The organism is Erwinia sp. PsM31 (assembly GCF_030433775.1).
GTDB lineage: Bacteria > Pseudomonadota > Gammaproteobacteria > Enterobacterales > Enterobacteriaceae > Erwinia > Erwinia aeris.
The window spans coordinates 183,416-208,096 of record NZ_JARUWZ010000001.1; the positions used below are offsets into that span (position 1 = coordinate 183,416).

General features: G+C 50.5%; 25 protein-coding genes, 1 tRNA gene and 2 pseudogenes. 11 read left to right on the plus strand and 17 right to left on the minus strand.

What is annotated here, in order from left to right:
* Nucleotides 1–166: 166 nt before the first annotated feature.
* Complete coding sequence (locus QCD69_RS00840; protein ID WP_301250671.1) at nt 167–961, minus strand: nucleotidyltransferase domain-containing protein; 795 nt, start codon at nt 959–961, stop codon at nt 167–169.
* Between the two features lie 4 nt (nt 962–965).
* A complete protein-coding gene (locus QCD69_RS00845) occupies nt 966–2,192 on the minus strand; it encodes an RtcB family protein (protein WP_301250759.1) in 1,227 nt (408 codons plus the stop codon).
* 182 nt (nt 2,193–2,374) lie between these two features.
* Between QCD69_RS00845 and rtcR the strand changes: the two genes are divergently transcribed.
* Complete coding sequence (gene rtcR / locus QCD69_RS00850; protein WP_301250672.1) at nt 2,375–3,955, plus strand: RNA repair transcriptional activator RtcR; 1,581 nt, start codon at nt 2,375–2,377, stop codon at nt 3,953–3,955.
* Nucleotides 3,956–4,052: 97 nt separating this feature from the next.
* Here rtcR and QCD69_RS00855 read toward each other — a convergent pair whose 3' ends face one another.
* On the minus strand, nt 4,053–4,529 hold the full coding sequence (locus QCD69_RS00855; RefSeq protein WP_301250673.1) for a hypothetical protein: 477 nt from the start codon (nt 4,527–4,529) through the stop codon (nt 4,053–4,055).
* Nucleotides 4,530–4,917: 388 nt separating this feature from the next.
* Between QCD69_RS00855 and QCD69_RS00860 the strand changes: the two genes are divergently transcribed.
* From QCD69_RS00860 to symE, 3 genes are all read left to right on the plus strand, one after another.
* Nucleotides 4,918–5,931 carry an HNH endonuclease domain-containing protein gene (locus QCD69_RS00860; protein ID WP_301250674.1) on the plus strand — a complete coding sequence of 338 codons (1,014 nt, stop codon included), beginning with the start codon at nt 4,918–4,920 and terminating at the stop codon, nt 5,929–5,931.
* Nucleotides 5,931–6,596 (plus strand): methyltransferase domain-containing protein, encoded by a 666-nt coding sequence (locus QCD69_RS00865; RefSeq protein ID WP_301250760.1) that lies wholly within the window; start codon nt 5,931–5,933, stop codon nt 6,594–6,596. Before QCD69_RS00860 ends, QCD69_RS00865 begins: the two co-directional genes overlap by 1 nt.
* Nucleotides 6,597–6,926: 330 nt before the next feature.
* Entirely contained in the window at nt 6,927–7,265 is a 339-nt protein-coding gene (gene symE, locus QCD69_RS00870; protein WP_301250675.1) for an endoribonuclease SymE, read from the plus strand.
* A 232-nt stretch (nt 7,266–7,497) separates the two neighbouring features.
* Here the strand turns inward: symE and QCD69_RS00875 are convergent, their stop codons facing one another.
* The 5 genes and pseudogenes from QCD69_RS00875 to QCD69_RS00895 form a co-directional block, all read right to left on the minus strand.
* A complete protein-coding gene (locus QCD69_RS00875) occupies nt 7,498–7,881 on the minus strand; it encodes a DUF943 family protein (protein WP_301250676.1) in 384 nt (127 codons plus the stop codon).
* A gap of 5 nt (nt 7,882–7,886) precedes the next feature.
* Nucleotides 7,887–8,180: pseudogene (locus tag QCD69_RS00880) on the minus strand (DUF3289 family protein); the annotation flags it as partial.
* 46 nt (nt 8,181–8,226) lie between these two features.
* On the minus strand, nt 8,227–8,706 hold the full coding sequence (locus QCD69_RS00885) for a DUF943 family protein (RefSeq protein WP_301250677.1): 480 nt from the start codon (nt 8,704–8,706) through the stop codon (nt 8,227–8,229).
* Complete coding sequence (locus QCD69_RS00890; protein ID WP_301250678.1) at nt 8,690–9,538, minus strand: YPO3983 family protein; 849 nt, start codon at nt 9,536–9,538, stop codon at nt 8,690–8,692. The genes QCD69_RS00885 and QCD69_RS00890 overlap by 17 nt, the downstream gene beginning before the upstream one ends.
* Before the next feature lie 374 nt (nt 9,539–9,912).
* Nucleotides 9,913–10,080 (minus strand): annotated as a pseudogene (locus QCD69_RS00895) (Arm DNA-binding domain-containing protein); the annotation flags it as partial.
* A gap of 904 nt (nt 10,081–10,984) precedes the next feature.
* Here QCD69_RS00895 and QCD69_RS00900 point away from each other — a divergent pair.
* Together QCD69_RS00900 and QCD69_RS00905 are read left to right on the plus strand one after the other, a co-directional pair.
* Nucleotides 10,985–12,976 (plus strand): DEAD/DEAH box helicase, encoded by a 1,992-nt coding sequence (locus QCD69_RS00900; protein WP_105099051.1) that lies wholly within the window; start codon nt 10,985–10,987, stop codon nt 12,974–12,976.
* Between the two features lie 32 nt (nt 12,977–13,008).
* Nucleotides 13,009–13,611, plus strand: coding sequence for a hypothetical protein (locus QCD69_RS00905; protein WP_210494301.1), 603 nt, complete (start codon nt 13,009–13,011; stop codon nt 13,609–13,611).
* 273 nt (nt 13,612–13,884) lie between these two features.
* Here QCD69_RS00905 and QCD69_RS00910 read toward each other — a convergent pair whose 3' ends face one another.
* The 6 genes from QCD69_RS00910 to QCD69_RS00935 are packed head-to-tail and all read right to left on the minus strand — an operon-like array spanning nt 13,885 to nt 17,856.
* Nucleotides 13,885–16,203, minus strand: coding sequence for a primase-helicase zinc-binding domain-containing protein (locus tag QCD69_RS00910; RefSeq protein WP_301250682.1), 2,319 nt, complete (start codon nt 16,201–16,203; stop codon nt 13,885–13,887).
* A gap of 9 nt (nt 16,204–16,212) precedes the next feature.
* Nucleotides 16,213–16,560, minus strand: coding sequence for a DUF5375 family protein (locus QCD69_RS00915; RefSeq protein WP_301250684.1), 348 nt, complete (start codon nt 16,558–16,560; stop codon nt 16,213–16,215).
* A complete protein-coding gene (locus QCD69_RS00920; protein ID WP_137764401.1) occupies nt 16,550–16,816 on the minus strand; it encodes a hypothetical protein in 267 nt (88 codons plus the stop codon). Before QCD69_RS00920 ends, QCD69_RS00915 begins: the two co-directional genes overlap by 11 nt.
* Complete coding sequence (locus QCD69_RS00925) at nt 16,813–17,340, minus strand: host cell division inhibitor Icd-like protein (protein ID WP_301250688.1); 528 nt, start codon at nt 17,338–17,340, stop codon at nt 16,813–16,815. Before QCD69_RS00925 ends, QCD69_RS00920 begins: the two co-directional genes overlap by 4 nt.
* 13 nt (nt 17,341–17,353) lie before the next feature.
* Nucleotides 17,354–17,602: a hypothetical protein gene (locus QCD69_RS00930; RefSeq protein ID WP_301250689.1), complete on the minus strand. Its 249-nt coding sequence runs from the start codon at nt 17,600–17,602 to the stop codon at nt 17,354–17,356.
* A complete protein-coding gene (locus QCD69_RS00935; protein WP_301250690.1) occupies nt 17,599–17,856 on the minus strand; it encodes a helix-turn-helix transcriptional regulator in 258 nt (85 codons plus the stop codon). Before QCD69_RS00935 ends, QCD69_RS00930 begins: the two co-directional genes overlap by 4 nt.
* Before the next feature lie 536 nt (nt 17,857–18,392).
* Here QCD69_RS00935 and QCD69_RS00940 point away from each other — a divergent pair.
* Complete coding sequence (locus tag QCD69_RS00940; protein WP_301250691.1) at nt 18,393–19,103, plus strand: hypothetical protein; 711 nt, start codon at nt 18,393–18,395, stop codon at nt 19,101–19,103.
* Complete coding sequence (locus tag QCD69_RS00945; RefSeq protein WP_301250692.1) at nt 19,100–19,351, plus strand: ogr/Delta-like zinc finger family protein; 252 nt, start codon at nt 19,100–19,102, stop codon at nt 19,349–19,351. Before QCD69_RS00940 ends, QCD69_RS00945 begins: the two co-directional genes overlap by 4 nt.
* A 317-nt stretch (nt 19,352–19,668) precedes the next feature.
* Here QCD69_RS00945 and QCD69_RS00950 read toward each other — a convergent pair whose 3' ends face one another.
* Both QCD69_RS00950 and QCD69_RS00955 read right to left on the minus strand, forming a co-directional pair.
* Nucleotides 19,669–20,925 (minus strand): tyrosine-type recombinase/integrase, encoded by a 1,257-nt coding sequence (locus QCD69_RS00950; protein WP_253458056.1) that lies wholly within the window; start codon nt 20,923–20,925, stop codon nt 19,669–19,671.
* Nucleotides 20,926–21,089: 164 nt separating this feature from the next.
* Nucleotides 21,090–21,174 (minus strand) — tRNA-Leu (locus tag QCD69_RS00955).
* A 300-nt stretch (nt 21,175–21,474) separates the two neighbouring features.
* On the opposite strand from QCD69_RS00955, the gene QCD69_RS00960 reads away from it, so the two are divergent.
* The 3 genes from QCD69_RS00960 to QCD69_RS00970 all read left to right on the plus strand — a co-directional run bounded on the left by QCD69_RS00960 (nt 21,475) and on the right by QCD69_RS00970 (nt 23,095).
* Nucleotides 21,475–21,882: a hypothetical protein gene (locus QCD69_RS00960; protein WP_301250693.1), complete on the plus strand. Its 408-nt coding sequence runs from the start codon at nt 21,475–21,477 to the stop codon at nt 21,880–21,882.
* 268 nt (nt 21,883–22,150) lie between these two features.
* On the plus strand, nt 22,151–22,438 hold the full coding sequence (locus QCD69_RS00965) for a cupin domain-containing protein (RefSeq protein WP_301250761.1): 288 nt from the start codon (nt 22,151–22,153) through the stop codon (nt 22,436–22,438).
* Nucleotides 22,439–22,588: 150 nt separating this feature from the next.
* Entirely contained in the window at nt 22,589–23,095 is a 507-nt protein-coding gene (locus QCD69_RS00970) for a DUF2501 domain-containing protein (protein ID WP_253458044.1), read from the plus strand.
* A gap of 965 nt (nt 23,096–24,060) precedes the next feature.
* Here the strand turns inward: QCD69_RS00970 and QCD69_RS00975 are convergent.
* On the minus strand, nt 24,061–24,681 hold the full coding sequence (locus QCD69_RS00975) for a LysE family translocator (RefSeq protein WP_301250694.1): 621 nt from the start codon (nt 24,679–24,681) through the stop codon (nt 24,061–24,063).

Here is a 24,681-nt window from a genome sequence, read left to right on the forward strand (position 1 = left end):
CGCGACTAATTCCCCTCACCTGGAACATTAAAATAAAGCATAGATACGCTGTTAAACCGCCGCCGGCCCCCCAATCCTGGGATCGAACAGACGCTGTGTCTGAAAGTTCTGTTGAATAATGCTGTCACCCTGAGCTACTTATGCACAATGCCAGACCAGTAATAAGCTATACACTCAGCACGGTTTTCATCAGCAATGCATCCAGATCGCGGCAGTCGCGCCGCTCGCTATCCGGCAGCTCTTCGCTGACGCGGTTCTCGTCCAGCTGCTGGCGGATAAACGCATGGATGCGCTCCAGACGCTCGCCATATTCCGCTTCGCCTGCACGCTGCTTGCGCGCCAGCAGCTGTTCGATTTCAGCCAGCAGCAAGGGATCCGTCACCGTTCCTGCCAGCAGCTCTTCAAAACGCATCGGCGGCACGCCTTTTCCGGCCTCTATCCACTGCACCGCCAGCAGCGGACGCAATACGTAGAAGTACTTTTTCAGCCGCACGCTGTCGCCCTGCAGATAACCACGAAAGTTCTTTCTTGCCATGGAGAGATAGTGCCAGCGCGCCCGTAACGGCGAAAACCAGTCCGGTATCCTTTCCCGTAAATCGGCGACGATGGCCGCTTCCTGCTGATAGATCACCGGCGAATCCAGCCATTCGATCAGCGTTGGATTGGCTCGCTTCAACAGGCCCAACGCTTTTCGCCACTCCCAGCCGCAGACGTCCAGCGTATCGTCGATCGGCAGCTCGATAACGTCGCGCGGCGGCTCGACACGCAGATACCACTCAGGTTGATGTACATAGAGAAAACGCACATCGTAATCGCTGTCCGGCGAGGCAAAACCCCAGCCGCGGCTGCCCGACTCGCAGGCATACAGCACTTTTACCGAGTGCTCTTCTTCTATCTGGCGCAGCACGCCCCGTACGCGCTCGCGCATTGCGCTATCCACACCATGCAATCCTGTTCTCATTTTTTTATCCTTTTACGCAAACAACCTGCGACAGCGTATGCACCACTTCCACCAGCGAAGACTGGGCGGCCATGACGGCATCAATATCTTTATAAGCCATCGGGATTTCGTCGATGACCTCTTTATCTTTTCGGCACTCCACGTGCGCCGTCGCGCGTCGCTGATCTTCCACGGTAAAGCGGGCTTTCGCCGCCGTGCGGCTCATGGTGCGCCCCGCGCCGTGGCTACAGGAGCAGAAGCTCTCTTCGTTACCCAGGCCGCGCACGATAAAGCTCTTCGCGCCCATCGAACCGGGAATAATGCCCATCTGCCCTTTTTGCGCCGAGACCGCGCCTTTGCGCGTCACCAGCACCGACTCGCCAAAGTGCGTTTCCCGCTCCACGTAGTTGTGGTGGCAGTTCACCGCTTCCAGATGCGTGGTAAAAGGCTTGCTGATAACGCGCGACATCGCCGCCAGTACCCGCTCCATCATGGCTTCGCGATTGTGACGAGCGTAATCCTGCGCCCAGCTCACCGCTTCCACGTAGTCGTTAAAATGCCTGCTGCCCTCTTCAAAATAAGCGAGGTTGCGATCCGGCAAATTGGCGATATGCCGCTGCATATCCTTTTGCGCCAGCGCGATAAACAGGTTACCGATAGCGTTCCCTACGCCACGCGACCCGCTGTGCAGCATGACCCAGACCTGTTGGCTTTCGTCCAGGCAGACTTCAATAAAGTGGTTGCCCGTTCCCAACGTTCCCAGATGCTGATAGTTGTTGGTTTTGAACAGCGCCGGATGTTTTTGCGTCAGCGTCTTGAAGCGCGGCGCCAGTTTGGCCCAGTGGCGATCCACCTCCTGCGGCGGCGTCTGCCAGGCGCCCTTATCGCGACCGGAACGGTTATTGGTGCGGCCGTGCGGCACCGCCTGTTCGATGGCGCTGCGCACGCCCGACAGATTGTCCGGCAGATCGCGGGCCATCAGCGAGGTGCGCACCGCAATCATGCCGCAGCCGATATCGACGCCGACCGCTGCCGGGATAATTGCGCCTTTGGTCGGGATCACGCTGCCGATGGTAGAGCCTTTGCCCAGATGCACGTCCGGCATCACCGCCAGATGGCGAAAGATAAACGGCATTTTCGCCGTGTTCAGTAGCTGCTCGCGCGCTTCTGGCTCAACCGGCACCCCGTTGGTCCACATTTTTATCGGCACGCCTTTCGCCTGCTGCAGAGTCTGATAGCTGTTTTTCATAATCGTTTTCCTCATTGCTGTGACCTGACTATTGCGAATGCCGTGCCAGAAGACCGCCACGCTGCATAATAAAATTTATCTTTTTGATTATTAATATAATTTATTATCACCTCGCACCTGCGCATTGCCATTAGCGAGAGAGCAATTTATCTTAGCGGATAAGTTATTTATCCTGTGAGATAAGCATGAAAGCTAACGTAGTCATCGGCGTGCTGGGCACGGTGCTGGATAAACGCGGCAAGCGGGCAAATCGCTGGAGCAAATGGCGGCCAACCGTCGCGCTCTGCCAGCAGGAAGGCTTACAGATCGACAGGCTGGAGCTGCTGCATCAGCCGCGTGATATCAGTATGGCGCAGCAGGTGGCGGAAGATATCCTTCAGGCCTCGCCCGCCACCCAGGTGGTGCTGCACAGCGTGAAGCTGGAAGATCCCTGGGACTTTGAAGAGGTCTACGGCAGTTTGCTGGATTTTGTCAGCCGCTATCCTTTTAATACCGACGCCGAAGAGTATCTGGTGCATATCACTACCGGCACGCACGTGGCGCAAATCTGCTGGTTTTTGCTGACCGAAGCCCGCTATCTGCCCGCGCGCATTTTGCAGACCTCGCCAGCCAGCAAGGGATCGGAGACGCCAACCGCGCTCGGCCACTATTCCATTATCGATCTCGATCTGAACCGATACGCCACGCTGACCAGCCGTTTTCAGCGCGAGCAGCAGCACTCTACCTCGTTTTTAAAATCCGGCATCGAGACGCGCAATCCCACCTTTAACAGCCTGATCGAGCAGATTGAGCGCGTGGCGCTGCGCTCGGACGCCCCGATGCTGCTGACCGGCCCCACCGGCGCGGGTAAATCTTTTCTTGCGGAGCGCATCTATCAGCTGCGCCATGCTCGCCATCGGCTGGCCGGTAAATTCGTGGCGGTTAACTGCGCCACGCTGCGCGGCGACAACGCGATGTCCACGCTATTCGGCCACGTTAAGGGCGCTTTTACCGGCGCACAGCAGGCGCGCGGCGGGCTGCTGCGGGAAGCCGACGGCGGCATGCTGTTTCTGGACGAGATAGCCGAGCTGGGGCTGGATGAGCAAGCGATGCTGCTGCGCGCCATCGAGGAGAAACGCTTCTTCCCGTACGGCTCTGATAAAGAGGTCAGCAGCGATTTTCAGCTGATTGCCGGCACGCACCGGGATATGCCGCAGTGGGTTGCCGAAGGCCGCTTTCGCGAAGATCTGTTTGCCCGCATCAATATGTGGACGTTTCAGCTGCCGGGCCTGGCCGAACGCCGCGAGGATATCGAACCCAACCTGGATTTTGAGCTGGAACGTTACGCCCGGGAACAGCAGACCCAGGTGCGCTTTGATAAAGAAGCGAGAAGCCATTTTCTGCGCTTCGCCTGCTCGACAGAAGCCAGCTGGCGAGGCAATTTCCGCGAGCTGGGTGCTGCCGTCACGCGGATGGCAACGCTGGCGGAACAGGGAAGAATTTCGCTGGAGCTGGCGGAAGAAGAGATCGCCCGGCTGCGCGCCAGCTGGCGTACTACGGCATCGCAAGCTGCCCTGCCTGAGCGCTCCGGGGCGCAGTACGATCTCTTTGACGAGTGCCAGCTACAGACGGTGCTGAGCGTCTGCCGCGCGACGGATTCGCTTTCCGAAGCGGGACGACGCCTGTTTGCCGTCTCCCGCCAGGGGAAGAAACAGCCCAACGACGCCGATCGCCTGCGTAAGTATCTGGCGCGGTTTGGGCTGAACTGGGAGGAGGTTAAAGGGTAAAACGCCTGTTGGCTTTCGTAGTTAGAGTACTGCATCGGGTAAGGCGTAAGAGTGCGCCAGGGCTTAACGGCGCGGAGGCGATAAAACACGGCGGCGGTTATCCTGCACGCTGTCGTTTTTTTTCCGCTTTGATCCTGGCTTTTTCCTCACGGGCACGTGCCTTGAGGATTTTTCGCATACGAATAGCCAGCTTCATCAGACGCAGTTCGGTACTGACGGGTAAATGACGCTGACAAGCATTTGTCCATAGCACAATTAACAACACTATGGTCACAACCGTGATATTGATTAAGACCGGAACTTTATCATCCCTGAATAACAGGATAAGAAACAGCACAACATATATGACAGCGATATTTCTGAGTTTGGTGCTGTCTTCCGCCATCTGCGTAATGGCTTCCGGCAGATCTATACCCGTCGTTAAGTCCGGATGATAAATCTGTTTTATAAGCTGCACATTGTTCTTAAAGACAAAGTAATCCTTACGGGTAAAATTATTACTCAGTATTTTTTCTCGTATAGCCGTTTTATTCTCCATACGCCAATAATCCTCTAAACCGTTCTGAATTTCCATAGTTCACGGATCCGTGTGATAGCTGGTTAATGATAATGGCTGCGAAGAATTGACACCAGCGTGAATTTTATAATGTTTGGCATTACTTCTTACTATAAGCAACTCGCATAAATGAAATCGCTAACGGCCAAACAGATAAGCGAGTAACGCTTTATCCTGCGCTGTCCCTACCTTCCTCTTACGCTGGTTATCTCTTCAGCGTCGCCCAACACCTGGCGGCCATTATCCGGCGTAAATATTTTGTTATCGTGACCTCTGCTGACGATAAGCATTTCGCCTTAAGAAAGATCGAGCCGGCCATCGGACTTTACGGTTTACATTCATCGGCTTTTGTTATGTGATCCTGTTACGTGAATTTTTCGAGCTGTCTCGCAAAACAGGATCCTGTATGCGCTTTTACCAGGCCGATCCCCGCCTTGAAAACTACTGGCGCGGCGTTATTCTTTTTGGCAAAAACGTCGCCTCCTATAAATTCGCGCTCGCCCATGCGTTGTACGACCTGAAGCAGCAGGACAACGATCTGATTACGCTGGAAGCACTCGCCGTGCCCTTTGTGCGGCATTTATGCGCCCACCTGCGCCATGCGCCAAAGCAGATCACCAGCAAAAGTAGCGAATTTTTGGAGGCGTGCAGGCAGTTTAACGCAGGCGAGATCAACGAAGAACTGTTGATTGCCATTACCGTCAAGCGCGGCTTCGCTAACGTAATTGATGCTTTTCATAATGTGAATTACGCCGAGATCGACAAACGCTTTTTCCTGGATGAACGCCGAAGCCATAAAGGCATTCGGCTTACGGATAATTTTTATCAGCTGACGGAAAACGAACACTTTGCCAGCCTGGTAGAGGAAACGGATGCAAGATGGCGGCTGGTTGAAGAAGCCTGGGCGATGAACGTTTCACGCAACCTGATTGCAGTGGATTACGACGATAATGACAAGATGCTTTTCAGCCGCCAGAGCGGTCGCCGCGTCACCATTACCAGCTGCCGCAGCAGCCTGAATGGCTACCAGAAAGGCCTGTGCTTTTATTGCTTCCGGCCGATTGGCGTGGCCGGTGGCGAGGAGAACCTGGCTGATGTCGATCACTTTCTGCCGCTGATGCTCAGCGAACAAATCGGCAACCTCAACGGCGTCTGGAATCTGGTGCTGGCCTGCCAGACCTGTAATCGTGGCGCTCAGGGTAAGTTTGCGCGTATCCCTGCGATAACGCTGTTGCAGCGCCTGCACGATCGTAACGAATACTTTATTAACAGCCATTTACCTTTGCGAGAGACTTTAATTCGCCAGACCGGCAATACGCCGCAGCTGCGGCACAGCTTTCTGCAAAAAAACTGGAGTACGGCAAAATTCGCTCTGCTCCATGAGTGGCAACCAGCATCACAGGGAGGCAGTCTCTTTTGATAAACGAACACTATTACCGGCAGAACGCCCAACGGTTTTTTACCGATACGGTAAGTGTGGATATGTCTGCGCTTTACCAACCTTTTATTACCTGCCTGCGGTCAGGTGCGCGCATCCTTGATGCCGGCTGCGGTTCAGGCCGTGATGCCAAAGCCTTTAGCGAAATGGGTTTTACGGTCGAAGCCTTTGATGCATCGGCGGAGCTGGTTGCGCTGGCTCGTCAGCTCTCCGGCAAACCTGTTGCTCGGATGCGTTTTCAGGATGTTGCTGCGGTTGAAAAATATGATGGTATCTGGTGCTGCGCGTCGCTGCTGCATGTTTCCGAAGCGGAACTACCTGAAGTCATGACGAAGCTGGCGATAGCGCTGAAGCCTGGCGGCGTATGGTATCTCTCTTTTAAATATGGCCGCGGCGAACGGGAAAAGGATGGGCGCAGATTTACCGATCTGGATGCGGCTGGGTTACAGAAATTGGTAGATGAGGTTAATGAAGCTATTAGTGTAAGTTTGGCTAATAATAAGGCGGATATAAAAAGACAGGCAGGTTCTAAGAACAAAAAGGGAAGTGATTTCGTTCTTGAAACGAAAAAAATATGGCAGACCGGTGATTTCCGTATCGGACGTGGCGATGAGGTATGGCTCAATGCAATTATCAGAAAAAATTAAATTAGTAAGCTGATTCTGATTATTCTGCTTTTCAGTCCAGCACCTGGCTGAATATTTTACCAGCGATGTGCTTGCCGATGCCGGAAAGTATGCGAAATATAACCTCTCTCTGTAAACAGCTTAAAAAATATAACAATCCATAAGCGGTAATGAAAATGCTCTACAAATTACATTAATTATTAGAAGCTCGTTCCACTTTTAACTTTTCACTGCTAATTTTTCAGGAAAGCAATCAGTAAAGAGATATAATAACAGGGTTATTTAGCGCAGGCTGAATGTGCGGGAACACATTCAGCCTGCTGACCACAACAACTAACAGGACTAGTTATTATGGCTGAACAGGATTGTAATGCAGTTGCGGCTGCAAAAGAAGTGACGGAAACCACGCTGCGCCACTATACGGTGAGTTATGCGAGCACCTTTCCGGATTACGAGCGTATCCCGTTACTCGCCTTTAAGGGCAAATGGCTGGATGCGGCAGGGTTCGCAACCGGCACACCGGTTGATGTAAGGGTAATGCCGGGCTGCCTGGTAGTGACGGCCCGCGAGCCAGAACCGCAGGAACCGGAACTGATGCAGTCACTGCGTAAGGTGTGTAAGTTTTCTGCGAGGAAACAACGCCAGGTGCAGGAATTTATTGAGGTGATTTCGGGTAAGCCAATCCATTAAGAGAGGTCGTTACGCTGATGATATACACCCCACAAGCTGGCGTAATGATTCAGGTATGTCGCAGACCTTAGGGGCGTTCGTATATCCGGGAAAATCACACTAGCTAGTGTGCTGGCTACTCGGAACTGTGTAGGCCAGCACCTGCTTTTGAGGTTTAGGCTGCCATAGCAGCAGCGGTTCCCTGCATCCGTACTACAGGTAGTAGTGGGATATTCCTGCCCTTCCGGTTCGATTAAAACTCATATTTGACGCCACCTTCACGAGTCCGCCAAATCATCATAAGCACTTTTTTGTCGATGCAGTTTTGGGGAGATTTTACATCACGAAAACACAGCCGATCTTCTTTTCCCTCTTCTTTGTAGCCCTCTCCGAATGCATATACGGTTATCAGGAATGGCCCCGCATTACCGGAAGGAATATGATATTTATCTCTAACCTTAACTTCATTGCGCAGCCACCATTCAATCTTTTCTGAGTCAGTGAAAGGCAGCTTGTTAACAATGACCTGAGCAGTGCTTCCATCATAATGTGCATCCATAACACAAACAGCCTCTCCTCTGATAAACAGACAGTAAAAAAGGCCTGATACTATTGTGAGTGCTGCAATGATAAACATCCGCATCAGCGATTTCCCTCTATATCAATTACGGCATCCATATTGGTTAAAAAAGGCCGAAATCCAAACTTATCATACCGTTGCAGAACAAACCAAATCCTAAAAAATTGAAACTGGTTAAACTTTTTCTTAAGTATATCATTAGTATCCAGGCCAAAATGATCCTGGCCTGTAAATTTCACCCGTGCTTTCCATCCGTGCTTATCTACATTGACACTGATTATATCTATCCTGGTTGCATATACATCATGAACGCAGATGCCTGTTCCATTGATTTTATCAACTACAATCGAATCAAATTAGAGATAGCATCTTGGTCATTTTACTACATGATGTTCAGGTGTTTTATTTAAACTCGAACTCATCTGTAAACTTAACTATATTGCCGTTTTTTTGTAGCTGATACTTCCCATCATATGTTGTAAAGATCGCACCCAAATTCTTGCTATTACTGACAGAGAAAGCAGCATCTTTATCAATACAGTTTAGCGGTGGCGGCATATCATTAAAGCATAGCCTGTCATAACCATCACCTTCTTTATACCCCTCACCAAATAGCCAGAAAGTAACAGTAAAAGAACCATCTTTATCAGGCTTGGGAATATCATATTTTTCTTTCAACATATCCTTATTTTTTAGCCACCAATCGATTTTACCCTTATCGGTAAAAGGGAAGTTTCTTACTAAAACAGAACTGAATCCATACTCTCTATGATGAGCTGCGATAATATTAACCGGACGTATTGACAACCAAAGACAATAACCAAAAAAAACCAGCGCAATTAATAACAGCGCGTAACGCATTTTTTTAATTTTTGCTGTCATTACGATTTCCTGTAATTTCTACGGTGGCTTCCATATTAGTCATAAAGGGTTTAAAAGCAAACGTGTTGCATCGTTGCAACACAAACCAGATACGGAAAAAACGAAAGACGTTAAATTTTAGTTTGGCAATATCCTCAACATCTAAGCCGAAATGATCCTGTACCTTGTAATGCACCACTGCCCGATAGCTATCATTACTAATATGCAGTGATTTTAGGATGATGTGGGTTGCCCATGTATCGTGAACTGTAATACCCATCCCATTAATGTTATCCTGGAATCGGTCGAATTTAGGCAATTTACCGTCAAGTATCGCCCCTCTTAGTTTCCCTTTGTTATCTGTGGGATAGGCATGGCTTGTCCAATCAATGTTCTCGATTAAAGCGTTTTTTATTTTTGACAACGTACTGTTCTCAGTCCTGTCATTGAGAATTTCCGCTTTCAAAGCACTGTCCAGGTGCATACTAGTGAACGGTTTGCCATTACCGTACTGCATATGGGTGATCATCTTTTCGATCAGGTGTTGGTATGGGCCATAAATCGAGAACAGGCGCGATAAATCGCGGAATTCATCAAACAAGATATTGGTACATTGCTGTCGTGTTATCTTTTCCCCTTCCCCACGGGAGCCGTAAAACATGGACTGCGGCTGATTAAATGGCGTGATTCTGGTCATGGTATAAGGATTGGCTCTGGTGGAGACATCCAGCAAATGAAAATGCGTTTTTAACTGTGATTCTGATAAATCGCCGCAGCGCATATCTTTAGCGCTGTAGTCGTCCATTCGATTTTGCGTTTGAAAAATAGTACAGGGAAACTGTAGTGCGGTCATTTTGATACATTCCTTGTGTAATCGTCCGTGGAGACCTTCACAGGGAATAATATGCGGAGACTGGCGGAAATGTAAATCATGCAGTAATCCTGCCCGTAATTTTTAGTTCTTAACTTCTCCGTCTGCACATCAACGCCGGTTACCGTATTTTTAAGCTGCTCCGCTTTTTCTCGCTTTCGGCCAGCCTTTTATCCAGTGCGGAGGCACCCGACGCGAACGTGTAATAAAACGCTTCTAACAGGCTCATAGCGCTTTCCTCTGTTTGTAAACGCCAGCGTGGTGACAGGATAATGCGCTGGCACATATGCCAGAGCCCGGCACATCTCATGGCTGCACCTGCCCTATGCCGTGTATTCTGGCAAAATTAAACGGCGATATGCGTTGAACGCAGTTCTGCTCTCTTTGCCTGCATAGCGATATTTAAGATACCAGCGTTTGGATCCGCTTGGTTTGATAAGAAGGTGTAGCCCATGGCCATCCGTGAGTTTGTACTCTTTCTCACGAGGCTTTGCGGTACGGGCCGCGACATCAGTTAAAGGCATAATTTGGGGGGCAAAAGTTTATCGAAGCGAAGTGACCCCCATTCTGACCCCCAAACTTGCTGGATGTCAATGGATGACCTCGGACGTATATGGACAGAAGAAAAACTCTTATCGTTGATTTTAAAGCTTTTTTGGACTTCCCCGGACGAGGACGGACAGGATACTGGTGCGAAGGCCGGACTCAAACAATCATACAAAGTATTGTTTTTGTTTATTTTTTAATAAGAAAAACCTAGGAGTGCCCCCATTTATGCCCCCACAATAATTTGTGGCTATCATCTTAAAAACAGATAGTTATGAAATCGTGCAAAAATCATTCATCAATTTTTGATGAAATTTTTCTCTCGGTTTGGTTCCGTGATGTGACCCTTACCGGTGCTGCTGACCGTAAATTTTTAGCATTAACCCAGAAAAAAAAGATTTTAAGTAAAAGTGTTCACCCTGTTCACCTTTCATTTTTATTGATTATTATCATATATTTAAGTGGTGATCACTTAAATTTGTACTATTCATTACTCTTCACCCGAGGGTGAACACTATTCACTTTCAGGCGTAAAAATCCGGTCTGGTCGGCTTAGATTTTTCAGATAGGTTTCTATCGCACTGAAGCCATTAACTAGTTTCACGGCTTGGCAAATCGAAGTCATCCTGAAGATTATGGCTGGACGTTACTAATTCACTTATCGCTCATCGTCTAAAGTGAAAGACTGCTATGAGCGAAGAGCGGACACTGCTAACAGCATTCTGTGCGAATCAGCAGGGAGCAGGTCAAAACGCCAAGCTGTAACGAGCTCACTAATTGCATACACTTGGTTGGAAGTTCCCTAAAAATGTTAGATAATAACTTGTAGGTTTATCCACCACTTACGGTGGTTACTATTAACATTATCAGGTGACTAGCAGCATGCCAAATAGTTTATTTTATAATCATATAGAAAAGAGTGAGTTGAATACAAATGTTATTCAAAATATCGAGGAGTATGCTGAACAAAACCCAACTGAACAGTTATACTTAATAACAGCTCCATTAGGTGAAAACAAATATAGCTACTCTTATTCAGAAAACACTATAGTAATACTTTCACCAAAGCACAAAATAATATTCATTGATTTAAAAAATGATGAAGATGAGTTTGATGAATATTACGAAGATTTTATGGAGGATGTTAACTCTATATCTGATAAATATAGATATCAAAAACATATAGGAAGAGCTCGAAAATTAAAAGAAGGTTTCACGAGCCGGGTTACGCTAGATAACGACTTTGATTGCTCAGAAATTTTGAAAGAGAATCAACTTAATGAGGCTGACTATAGAAAGTGTGAGCTTTTGATATCATTAATTACGGGTAGTATAAATAATATAGACAAGGTCGGAGTTGAAACTCCAACAACGCTTCTTGAAAAAGTGAAACATAATATAATTTTATTTGATGGTGAGCAAACTCGATTTATATACAAGCAACTACCAAATAAAAGAATATCAATCCAAGGTTTGTCTGGCACTGGTAAAACCGAGCTTTTAATGCATAAACTAAAAGAAATATATGCATCGGAAGATAAGATTAAAATTTTCTTTACGTGTCATAATAAAGCATTATCTCATACACTGAAAGATAGGATTCCAACGTTTTTTGACTTTATGAAAGTCGAAAAACAAATCAAATGGAATAATGAGTTGTGGGTTGATAGGGCATGGGGTTCTAAGCAAGATAAAGACTCTGGGTTATATAGTTATATCTGTGATTTTTATGGCATTTCTTTTTCAAGGTGGAGCAAAAACACTAGTTACCATGAGATATTTTCTAAGGCATTAATTGAAATTAATAAAATTGAAGATTTAGAATATGCATTTGATTATATTTTAATTGATGAAAAACAAGACTTCCCTGAAGTATTTTTTGAGTTGTGTGAAAAGATTACTAGACACAAGGTATACGTAGCTGGTGATATTTTCCAGGATATTTTTGAAAATAACATCAAGAAAGAAGTTGAAAATGTCGACTATGTACTTAACAAATGTTACCGAACGGCACCTCGGATTTTAATGTTTGCACATGCTATTGGAATGGGGCTTTTTGAAAAAAACAAACTCAATTGGTTAGAAGATAGTGAGTGGGAAAGTAGTGGTTATACTATCAATAAAGCAAACAAAGAAGTGACACTCTCTCGTGATTCTATTCGGAGGTTTGAGGATTTGGAAGAGACAAAAATATCGAATATGAATATCATGAAACATATAAATGAGTCACAAATTATTGATATTTTAAAGCGTATTAAAAATGATAATCCGACAGTAGAATCAAATGATATTGCTATAATCATGTTAGATAAAGATAATTACATCTATGATTATATAGATCGTTTAGAGTTTAAAATTAGAACTGAGCTTAAATGGGATGTTAATAAGGCAGTAGAGACTAAGAAAAAAATACCAAATCAATTATTTATTTCAAACGTTAATAATGTCAAAGGATTGGAATTCCCTTTTGTTATTTGTGTAACAAAAGAAATTAAAGATAATTATACATATAGGAATAGTCTTTACACAATGTTAACCCGTTCATTTCTTCAGTCTTACTTGTTGATTGAAAAGTATGAAAAAATCCAATGCCAACTTGATGGTTTAGATATAATTAATACACAAGATGTAATTAAAACTAAAGAGCCAAGCAGGGAAGAAAAAGAAAGAATACAGAAGCGTATTGTTAAGGTTAAAAGTCAATCTAACGTCTCCTTCTATGATTTTATTAATGATATTTTAACAAAAGAAGGGATTGAAAAGAAATATTGGAAGAAATTCATCCAGTCTTTACCTGAAAGCTATAAAGACGATTTTGATGAGGATGGGATTGTTGAATTTATTAACGATAACAAAAAGTACTACTGCAGATGATTGAGTACACATTTGATATAGATGAATCTTACATGGATAGATTTTTTAAGCCGATTAAAAATAAAATCCAGATAATAGAACTATTGATGAATAGTATTAAATATATGCTTATCAATCCGACAATTAAAGAAAGCAACGCTAAGGGTAAGATTATTGTTAGAATTGATAAAATGAGTAGAATATTTTTTGTGAAATCTGATAAATATTTTTCAATAATGTTCCCATTTTACATTAAGAAAAATGAAGGCTACTCATTCAATTTTAGAAACGAGATGGAAGTTGATAATCGAATTACATCTGAGGTTATATCATTAATAAATGAGCCGAGTTTTTATAGTGATTGTAGCTTGGAGTTTGTTGAGAAAATATCATTATATCAAGAGGATAGTTGTAATGAGAATTATTGGAGTTTTTTGAGAGAGTTACTCATGATGGAAGATGGATATTTAAGGTATGACTATGATAGGGTTAACTATGAAAAACATGGTAAAAAAGACATACATCCCTTGCATCACTACGACTTATTTTATGGTAGCAATTCTACTTTTAAAATTGGATTGAAACGAAAAATATCAGAGGAAGATTTTTTAGACTTGCTGAACATAAAAACCGATTGTAAGTTTATTAATTGTTAGGAAATACAGAGGGAGGGCATTATCCTGCCACCGATTGAATTAGCTATATTTGTTAATTTTCTGGTGCAGGGGGTAATCCTCCCGAAAAAAAATGCAGGCATAAGTAGAGTTTTCCTCCCCCCTGAATGCAGCGGGATTTCTATGAAATGATCACGGTCACCGGCAGCCAGATAATTTCCATTTTCATTCAACCCGATGAGGTACTTAAACTTGGTCATCAATTTCCGCTATTGGCACAAACCGGCCGGAACCGGTTTGTGCCAGTCGTCTAGCTTATGCATCACAGCGCGGTAGCCAGTCAGCCTCGCAGTCCTCGCTCAGCTCCAGGCTGGTCTGGATGCCGTTCTTCGTCTTGCGCTTCAGCAGCTCTATCTCATACTCCTTCAGCGTCTGCGGCACCGCCTGGCCGAACGCGGTCAGACTCATGGGATGCTGATGGCCTCTGGCCTCCATAAACGACAGATAGGCGTGATACAGGTAGCGACGTGGATTCATCGGTCGGATATTGGCGTTGCCGATAAACAGCCCGGTTGGCGTGCTCAGCGGCGTCAGATAGCCACAGAAGTCGACCAGCGGGTCGGCGCTGCGCTTGATTTCCAGCGCTTCTTCCGACGACTGCTGCGCCTGGAGTAATTCGCGGGCGTCGTCCGGGTGGCTGAAGCGCTGCATCAGGTGGCGCACGATAACCGCCAGCTCACCGGCAATCTTCTCCAGCAGCTGCGGGTCGCGCTCGTTTGCCGGTATCACGTCCGGGAGCGGCAGGATAACCCGGCGGCGCGACACGCCGCCGCTGCGGTCGCTGAAGCGCATGGGGTTGTTGTTCACGGCCAGTATTACCGCCGGGATATGCGTGGAGTAGGCGTCGCGGTACTTCGGGTCAATCGCCACGGCGTCGCCGCCGGTAATCGCCTTAATGCCCGCACCGTCGCCGCTCCACTTCTCCTGGTCGGGCAGAATAATCAGCGAGTAGCCAACCACGCTGGCGCGTTCCCGTGATGACTCCAGCGTGTCGATGGTGGCGGCCGTGGTGTTGTCCTCTCCTGCCAGCAGGCGGGCAATGGACGCCATCACGCTTTTACCGCTGCCGCCGGGGCCGGTCACTTCGAGAAACAGCTGCCAGTCGTAGCGGTTTGCCAGCACCATAAATAACGCCGCGAGGATGCGCTCCTGCTTTGCCTCATTACGCCCGGCCGCCCGCGACAGCCACTGCCAGAAGTGCGGCGCATCGTCCGCCAGATTCTCGCCTTTCTTCGGCGTTGTGTAGTTGACGCTGTTAACGGTGCGGAGCCAGTGCTCTTTTTTGTGCGGGCCAAAGGTGCCGGTCGCGGTGTCAAACACGCCGTTGCGAAAGCCTATAAGCCGGCGGGCCGGTGCGCCCATCTGCGGCACCATCAGCTTCAGGGTGTCCACGATGCCGCCGATACCGGTTGCCGAGAACGGCGCGCGCACCTTCTGAAACAGCGCGGCAATCTCGCGGCTCAGCACCCGGTATGGCAGCACCTGCCACGCGCCGCCCTCGTAGCGGCACAGGTCTTCGCCGACAACCGGCACGGCCAGCGTGTTGAGGTAATGCGCGGCCAGCAGCTCCGCCTTCTGGCTGGCGCTCATGGCCTTCAGGTCGGCCTCGCTGACCGACTCAAACGGGCTGAGCGCTTTCGGCTGGGTAAAGGCGGTCAGCATTGCCTGAGCAGCTATTTCGCCTTCTGCCTGGAAGACGTCGTTCCAGTCGCCGGTCACGGGCGGCAGTGTGGGTTTGCCGTTGCAGCGCTTTGCCGCCGCCTCGGCGCGCAGCTGGCCGGTGCCGTTCTCGTCGTTATCGGCGGCAATCAGTATCAGCGCCTCCGGGTATTCCGCGTGCAGGCGCTCCGCCAGCGCGGGCAGGTTGTTGGCACTTAAGGCCACAAAAACCGCCTGGCCGGTAAGCCGGTGCACGGTCAGGCCGGTGGCATAGCCCTCGGTCAGCCAGAGCGTGTCGCCGGGTTCGCCCAGGCGGTGGAATGCCTCCTTCACCTGACCGCCCGCCAGCGTGCGCTTCACGCCGTCGGCGTTAATCAGCTGGGCGTTGACCGTGTTCCCGGTAAAGTCCGTCAGCGGGACAAGCAGGTCGCCGGGCTGATACGTGGTGTCGCTGATACGCTTTGAGGTGGTCAGCGTCAGGGCGGTGACGTCAGCCAGCCCCTTGCCGCTCAGGTAGGCGTTACCTGCCTGTACTGTCGCTCCGGCAACAAGCCGGGCGGCTTCCTTTGCCGCCCTGAGGCGCGCCTGCGCCCTCTCTTCATCGTTTTTTTCTGACGTAACTGCCGAAAGCGTGACGGGCAGCGCGCCAATCAGCCCGGCCACCCGACAGGCGGCCTCCTTAGTGTTCACGTCCAGCGCCTTTTCAACCAGCGCCAGCCCATCGCCCGCGCCGCACTGGTTGCACACCCACGTGCCGCGCCCGGCCTGATTGTCAAAGCGGAAGCGGTCTTTGCCGCCGCAGACCGGGCACGGCGAATGCTGACCGGCGGCGTTGATGCTGATGCCCAGCGCGGGTAAGAGCTGAGGCCAGTGACCGGCGGCGGCGCGCACGGTGTCGGTGACGATATGTTTCATGCGGCCTCCTTAATGCAGCGTGGCTTTTGAGGCGGCCAGGCGGCCGCACAGCAGTTCGTCCATCATGGTTTCACCCATGCGCGTCAGCCGCGGCGCGGCGACCAGCACGTCGGGCTGCACCATTTCGCTGAGCATGGTGCAGGCCATGTCCATGCCGTTTTCCGGGCCGTACTTCCGCACGTAATAGCCTTCCAGCTCCAGCGCGATGGTCATCTGCACCTCGTCCAGCGAGGCGGAGACGTCGAGGCCGTAATGCTCGCAGGCAGAAAGATAGCCCTGGGCAACGGCGCGGCGGTAAACGGCGGTGCGCACCTCAACGGGCAGGCAGGACTGATTATTAGAGTTGTTAGTTGTCACGGGAGACCTCCATATCGTTGAGCATGACGGATTCACAGGTGCTGACCACCTTGCCCAGCTGGTCGGTCAGCAGCGCCACCACGGACGCCAGCGCGTCGCCGTCCGGGCCGCTGTGGCGGTTACCGGAGCATTCAATCACGTTCAGCATGTCGAGCACGGTCACGCCGACGCTGTGGGCATGCTGAAGGCGCAGGAAATCGGCGTGGGGAATCGGATAGCTGTCGTGGTTGTTGAGTCGGGCAGAAAGGGTATTCATGCGGCCACCTCGCAGAGCGGCAGGCGACCCGCAAAGGACAGCACGTAATCGCGGGCCAGCAGGCGGCGGGCAGCGGATTCAGTTTCGGCAGTGGTGCGCAGCATGCAGGGACGGGCGGCGGTATCGGCGCGGCGCACGGCGGCAAAAAGAAAGGTGAACTGCATGCGTGCAGAAATGAGGGTTGCGGCCATGATGGCTTTCTCCAGGGTTAGCTTAAGAAAGCTACCACCAGAGTTCCTACACTCGGGGGTGGTAGCCCAGACGGGGGTAGGAATACCGGCAACCTTGGAAACCGGCCAGCCCGAAGGCTGCCCCGCCTGAGCCACCATTGTTTTACAGGCGCAACGGCATAAGAACCGCTGCGCTAAAAAATGGCGCACTGAGGCAACGACGTAAAAAAACACGCGTGGCGCGTGCTGTGTCGCCAAGGTTAAGCTCGGGTTCCTACGCCCGGCTGCCGATTTTGCGGCAGCGGGAAAACAGTACACCGGCGGCTCGCCAGAAAAAAGCCTTTTTTTAAACATCGGGCCTTTTTCCTCAGCAATCGGTCAGGACGTGATCGGATTGCGGCGGATTTGATCGGAAGTTCTCGCTTTTCTCCCCCTTGCTCCCCTTTGCAGGCTTCGGCTTTTCGGCGAGCACGGAAATATGGCCGTGGCGGCCGCTGTTAAACGCGGGCAGCGTGGATTTTTTGCCAGCAACGGCGGAAAGCAGGCTTTCGGCCACGTACACGGCCTCTTCCTGACTGAGCGGGTAGCTGCGGGTGCCGAAGTTGAGCTTAATCATGCCGCACCTCCGGCACGCTGCGCGATGCGGGCCTGCATCCAGTCGTCAATCTCCGACGCCAGCCAGGCGACGTTCTTGCCCCCTAATGAAATCTGCGAGGGAAACTGCTCGCGGCAGATTAAGTCGTAAATAGTGGAGCGGGACAGGCCGCAGGTGCTGATAACCTCCGGCAGACGCATAAAGCGGTCGCGGGGGTACGGCAGGTCGTTTACGGACGGCGCGGCCGGGGCGGATGGTGAAGCGGTGGAGAGCATGGTGTTACCTCATTTTGTATCCGGGCGGCGCTGGCCGGTTCCGGTCGTGTTGTGCTGGTAACCCCCTATTGTGAGAATATTTTTGCCCGTGTAAACAAGCCCCTGTCCGCGGAACGGTGAGTAAAACAGTATAAAAAATGAGCTTGTGTTGAATATAGGGGAATATAGGTGAATATAGGTGAGCAGAGTAACAAAATGTTAATATCGAAAAACTGTACCTATTAATACTGAATAATTAACCGGAAATAACATTAAAGAAGGCTTGCCAGAAAAAGGCTCATTTAAAAGTGGGTGAACAGTGGTGAACACCCGGTGAACAGTTCATTCTCAAGTGTTCACCCCTTTACTTACTGTATTTATTATCTTTTTTCTTAAGGTGAAGAGTAGTGAACAGTTTTATATAAAACTAAAAGCTCAGAGCAGATTTGCGGTGAAGATTTGGCCGTGTTTGCTCAGCGACAGGCAGGCAGCAATGAAATGATTTGTCCGGTGGTGAACAGCAGAATAGCGACATCCTTTACAGAGAGAGAAAAGCTATGAGCACCCTGGAAAAGAGCACCGCCCTGAAAAACTTTGAACAGGCCCGCACCGCGCATCTTGAGAAGATGAAACAGTACAACAACACCTGCGCCGACATTACCCGCTGCGAGAAGGAGCGTGAGGCGGCCATTGAGGCGGGAAAGGAAGCCGAAACGAACTGGCGCACCCGCTTTCGCAACCTGCGCGGCAACCTGACCGACGAGCTGAAGGCGGAGCACAGCCAGCGCATTGCCAGCCGGGAGCTGGCGGAAGAGTTTACCGGGCTGATTGCCGAGCTGGAGCTGGACAAGCAGGTCTTCATGCTTAACGCCTGTGTAACGGGTAAAGAATACGTCTGTGCGCACCAGCTGGCGTTCAACGAGTTTGCCGACGCGACCTGGCAGTCGGCGCTGCGCAACGTCAGCCCTTCGCTGTTATGGGCCATCCGCCTGCGGCTCCAGCGTGAGAAGGTCAATCCACGCGATGACGACGAGCGCAGCGATATGCAGGTTGTGGCGGAGCTGATTGGTAACGCGCTGACCCGCGCGGCGGCCGCGCTGCCGGAGAAGGTGCTGACCGAAGCGCCGGTGCTGGAGAATATCGGCCTGTGGCGTCCGGCGCTCACCGGCGTGGATATGGTGCTGTATGCCAATCCGATTAAGCGCAGCAGGGCGTGGGATGCCATCCACGTACACCGTCCGTGGATAAGGGAAGGTAAAAAGAAATGATGCACTGCCCGTACTGCAAAAGCCCGGCGCACGCCAAATCGAGCCGCTATATGTCGGAGCAGGTGAAGGAGCGCTATCACCAGTGCACTAACCTTGACTGCTCCTGCACGTTCAAAACCAGCGAGAGCATCACGAGGGTCATTACCGCGCCGCCGCAGCCCGAACCGGTTCCCGTCATCACGCCGGAGCCGGTGAAAGAACGGCAGACGCTCGGACGTTACGGCTCAGCCTTTAGCACCCTCCACTGACCACAACGGCCGCTGAGATCAGCGGCTTTTTTGTCTCCGCTTTTTGTCCTTTCAACGCCCTTTTTCTGGCCAGCCCGGTTTGTAAAGAGCGATGCATGCATAAGGTGCATGGATTTGCATGCAGAATGCAGCGCACCAAATACCTCGTCAGCCCAAGCCCGCCGCGGCTTCGGCCGGTTCATGCAACCGCATAAAAAACGATGCATAAAGCGGGCAGGCGAGGCGGGGGTAGCATTGCGCGCTGAGGGGAAAAGCAATATAGCTTAGTGCCAAACGCGCTTTTGTTTTGGAGTGGCTAAATTGCGCATCGCAATGCCTCACTTATGTTTTGCATAATCGTAAGGAGAGACGTACTCACTACTGTTTGCATAAAGAAAATCCGCCCACCATTGCACCATCAATCTACGTTCATCCAGGTGCTCAGAAGTGTGAATGTAAGCAGCACGCACATTGTTACGCTCGGAGTGGCTCAACTGCCGCTCTATCGCATCATCACTCCATAATCCCGACTCACCCAGCGCACCCCGTGCCATTGTCCTGAAGCCATGCCCGCAAACTTCGGTTTTTGTGTCATACCCCATAGCGCGCAGAGCATTGTTAACCGTGTTTTCGCTCATAACTTTTTTAGGATCGTGATCGCCGGGAAAGAGCCTCTCGTTATTACCGCTTAACTGCTTCAACTTTTCCAGCAGGGCTAAAACCTGACGGCTTAGCGGTACAAGATGCTCCTCTTTCATCTTCATGCCACGATGGGAGTAACGAACTCCTTCTATCTCTTTACGCTGAGCAGGAACTTTCCATAAAGCCCTTTTGAAATCGAACTCATCCCAACGGGCAAAACGCAACTCACTGGAACGGACGAAAGTTAGTAATGAAAGCTCTACAGCAATACGGGTCATGATACGCCCACGGTATGCGGCCAGGCGCTCAAGAAATTCAGGAAAACGGCTGAAGGGTAATGCGGGGTAATGGCGAGCCTTGACGGTAGAAAGTGCCCCGGCCATATCAATAGCGGGGTTAGATTCAATGTAATCGTTCTGCACTGCATAGCGCATTATCGCCGTAACACGCTGCTGAAGACGCTGAGCGACGTCATGCCTGCCACTGGCATCTACGGCCTTAATGGGTGCTAACAGCTGGCTGGTTTTCAGCTTACGTACATCGGCCAAACCAATATGAGGAAAAATATATAGCTCAAGGTAGCGAAGAATGCGTGAGCGGTGATCATCACTCCATCGCTTGTTACTGGCATGCCATTCGCGGGCGATCGTTTCAAAAGTATAAGCCCCGGCGTTTTCAGCCTGGGCTTCTTTCTGTTCAGCTTTGGGGTCAATCCCCTGCCCTAACATCTTTTTAGCTTCGTCACGCTTAGCTCGTGCCTCAGCAAGCGTGACTGTCGGCCAAACGCCAAAAGCAAGCCGGTCTTCTTTTTTGTCAGCTGGCCGTCGGTACTTCATACGCCAGTACTTTGATCCTTTGGTCGTGACCTCAAGGTACAGACCGCCACCGTCAGCCATTTTATAAGTTTTTTCTTTAGGCTTTGCAGTGTCGACCTGGCGGGCATTCAGCTTCATTTTGGGGGCACATTTCTTATCGAAGTGGGGATGCCCCCAATTATGCCCCCAGCGGGGTCTGGATTGCAATGGATGTGCTCGGACGATGCCGGATGATAAAATCAGGCCAAACATTGATTTTAAAGGGTTTTTTGGACTTTCTCGGACGAGGATGGACAGGATACTGGTGCCGAAGGCCGGAATCGAACCGGCACGCCTTGCGGCGGTTGATTTTGAATCAACTGCGTCTACCGATTTCGCCACTTCGGCACTGAAGGGTATGCGGAAAACGTTGTGGATTATACCTTTACCCCCTGTTTCCGCAACCCCTATCAGCAGGCAAATGCGCAACTGCTTAAAAAAACGTCGCGCTACCCTTTCCTTGCCGTTCAAGCAACGTTCAGGCTATATCACGTATTTTGCCACAACTGCTCATTTACTCACCACGGCACAATAAATACACTCTCCTTATGATTTTAACCGCACGTTCATACAAGGAAACGGGACTACCCGCCCCGCCCTATACGGCGAAGCCCCAGGATCAAACATGGATAAGAGCAGGGATAGACTATGCGAAGCGCACGGGATTTTAAGAAGCGGTATGTTATAGCGGTATTACTACTGGCGATCGTCGCATACGGCATTCTGAAGGTAGCGAATTTTTCGCCTTTCGAAGAGTCGGTTATACAGCGACAACAGATCAACTCCTCTACTACACTGTACGTAACGGAAGGCAGCGCAGGCGCTACTACAAAGAACGTTTATCAATATTATCTCGTTCCTTCTGAGGTAGCGGAAAGCGATTTCTTAGAGGGAGCGGGCGATAAATATAAGTCATTTTTGTCTACCTCTGACGAAAACGTCAAAATGCAGATAAACAGCAGCGCCATCCATCTCTCCGTTAAGGGAGACGTCTATCATTTCACTAACGCGGCCAGCTACTCGACTACTATTTATCTGACATCCTCACCTTTCTGAAAGCGGCTTGTCGTTCTTAACGTCTACCCTGACCTTTATCATCAGCCACAAAGAAACCTTATGACCGCCGCTCCCAAATATTCCAACTTCCCGACTCCTCCTTTCTTAGCCTACTCCACAGCCGTCACCGCCGCAGAAGCCACTCTCGTAACCAGCCCTTCACTCTTTTGCAGCACTTGCCGACCAACACATCAAGCATCGCCCTGGCGATTGGCCTTAGCAACTTTGGCGTTAACCTTACGCGCATTTTGCCTGGCGGCTGTCGGCGCTGCGGCATTCGCATACAAAGCAGGATGAGTTTATCTATATCCTTTCCGGGCACCCGGTGCCGATCGCTGGCGAAACGAAACTGGCACCCGGCATGTGTGCGGGTGTGAAAGTGGGAACGGGCAATGTGCATCAGCTGATGAATCCGGGCAGCGAGGAGGCACATTATTTTGAAGTTGGCAATCGTACCGCTGGCGACAGCGTCAGCTATCCTGATGACGACCTACAGTTAGTCATGACAGAAGATGGCAAACCGCAGTTTCAACATAAAGATGAAACGCCTTACTGAATAAGCAGTTCCAGGACTACTCTTAAAGCCGGGTTTGCCGAGCCGGGCTGTCGATCGATACGGAACTCCGGGCTAATCCCGCAGTCCCACTGTGGAGATCGGCGCGCGCCGGGAACAGGTCGTGCCGGACAATTTAAAGAAGGTATAAAAATGAAAGCAACAACCAAGATAGCGTTGGCATTAACGGTTTCATCTTCCCTGTTCGCTGGCGTGGCTTCAGCCGCAAGCTGGCAGGATCAGCTCAGCAATGCTGCCAATACGCTGAGCCAGAACAATGCTAACTCTGCATCAACTACCACGCAGAATAACGGCATGTCGCTGGGTGCGCTGGCTGGCCTGCTGAACGGCGGCAATCAGCAGCTCAGCGCTAACAGCATGACCAATGCCGCAGGCGTGTTGCAGTACTGCGTGCAGAACAACGTAGTAAATAACAATGTGAGTTCCGTAAAGGATCAGCTGCTGAGCAAGCTGGGCCTGACCGACACGGCGAAAGCACAGGAAACCACCGACTATAAACAAGGTCTGATGGGCCTGCTGAATACCGGCAGCGATCAGCAGGTGAACCTGAAAAGCCTGGGCAACACCGAATTGGGCAAGAAGGTGAAAACCAAAGCCTGCGATCTGGTGTTGAAACAAAGCAAGCAGTTTATCTCCTAGGCCATTATCACCAAGTCTCCTGCGCCAAGGACGGCGCAGACGCCTCCACTCTCTGCACAGACAGATCAACCGATTAGCGAAAGCGTCCTGTCGTGCTCAAAACAGAAGCTGCTCCTTACTTCAGCCCAAAAGCTACAGCGACTCATTCACCACGCCACAATCACAGCCGTCCCCTGGTTACGCTCGTAAACCAGACCGAAGCTACAGCAGAACACTAGCTACCCTTGCAGACAATGCCGAACGTTCCCGCTTGCAGACAATGCCAAAAGCCAAAGCGGCCTCACTTATAAACCACATCAAACCCACAACCGTTCACCAGCCAGACTTTCAGGCCGCGTCAAAGTCACAATAGCCCAAAGACCAGGCTTATAAACCACGTCAAAGCCACAACAGCCCACTGACCAAACTTATAAACCACACCAAAGCCACAGCCGTCCCCCGATCAATCCTACAGGCCACGCCAAACCTTGAAGTGGCGGGAACCCGAGCGGGTTAGTAAAGCGTCCTGCGCCATGGACGGCGCAGGCCGAGCTGTCAGGGACGACGCTTTTTGCGTCTTTACGATCCGATCGGGTTCCCAACACATGCCCCGATTTCGCAGAAAGCAGGCCCTTTTCTTACAGAGCGCTCCAGGCACCACAGAAAGCAGGCCCTTTTCTTACAGAGCGCTCCAGGCTCCACAGAAAGCAGGTCCTTTTCTTACAGAGCGCTCCATACACCGCAGAAAGCAGGCCCTTTTCTTACAGAGCGCTCCAGGCTCCACAGAAAGCAGGCCCTTTTCTTACAGAGCGCTCCGTGCACCACAGAAATCTGCCCCTTTCCCTGACGCACTCTCCGCGCCACAAAAATTCGCCCTGCCTCCGTTTCTAAACACGCTCCCCACACAAACTCCTCACACAAAAACGCGGCTCACAGCAAACCACTTCTTCCATACACGCCTCCGGCCTTCGAAGTCCCCGCCTTGCCTATTTCACTATCAGCTTAATGCCCAGCGCGGCCATCACGCTGCCGCCGATACGGTCGAACGTCGCCTTATAGCGCAAATAGGTATTACGCGGCCCGCTGGAGGACAGCGCCCAGGCCACAAAGGCATACCACAGGCCATCCACCAGCATCGACACCACCGGCAGCGCCACGTACATCGCTGGCGTAATGTGGCTCGGCAGCAGCGCGGCAAAAATCCCGGCAAACACCACCGCCGTTTTAGGGTTACTGATTTGCGTAATAAAAGCAGTTAAAAAGGCACGGCGAAAGCTTTTCCCCATGTTGCCGCTGTTTTCCATATGCAGCGGCTCACGCGCGTGGCGGAACATCTTGAACGCCATCCACAGCAGATAAAGCCCACCGCCAGTTTTCAGCACCAGCCACAGCCACGGCACCGCCGCCAGCAGCGTATGCAGGCCCATTAGCGCAATTAATGAAATCACTATCGAGCCGGTGCCCATTCCCAGCGCCGCGCCCATGCCTGCACGTCGCGAAGACGCCACCGCCGTACGTGCCACCATAATAAAACTCGGGCCAGGGCTCATGGCACCCAGCGCCAGCGCGCCGCCAATCGTGGCTACTGCAATAATGTTCGCATCCAT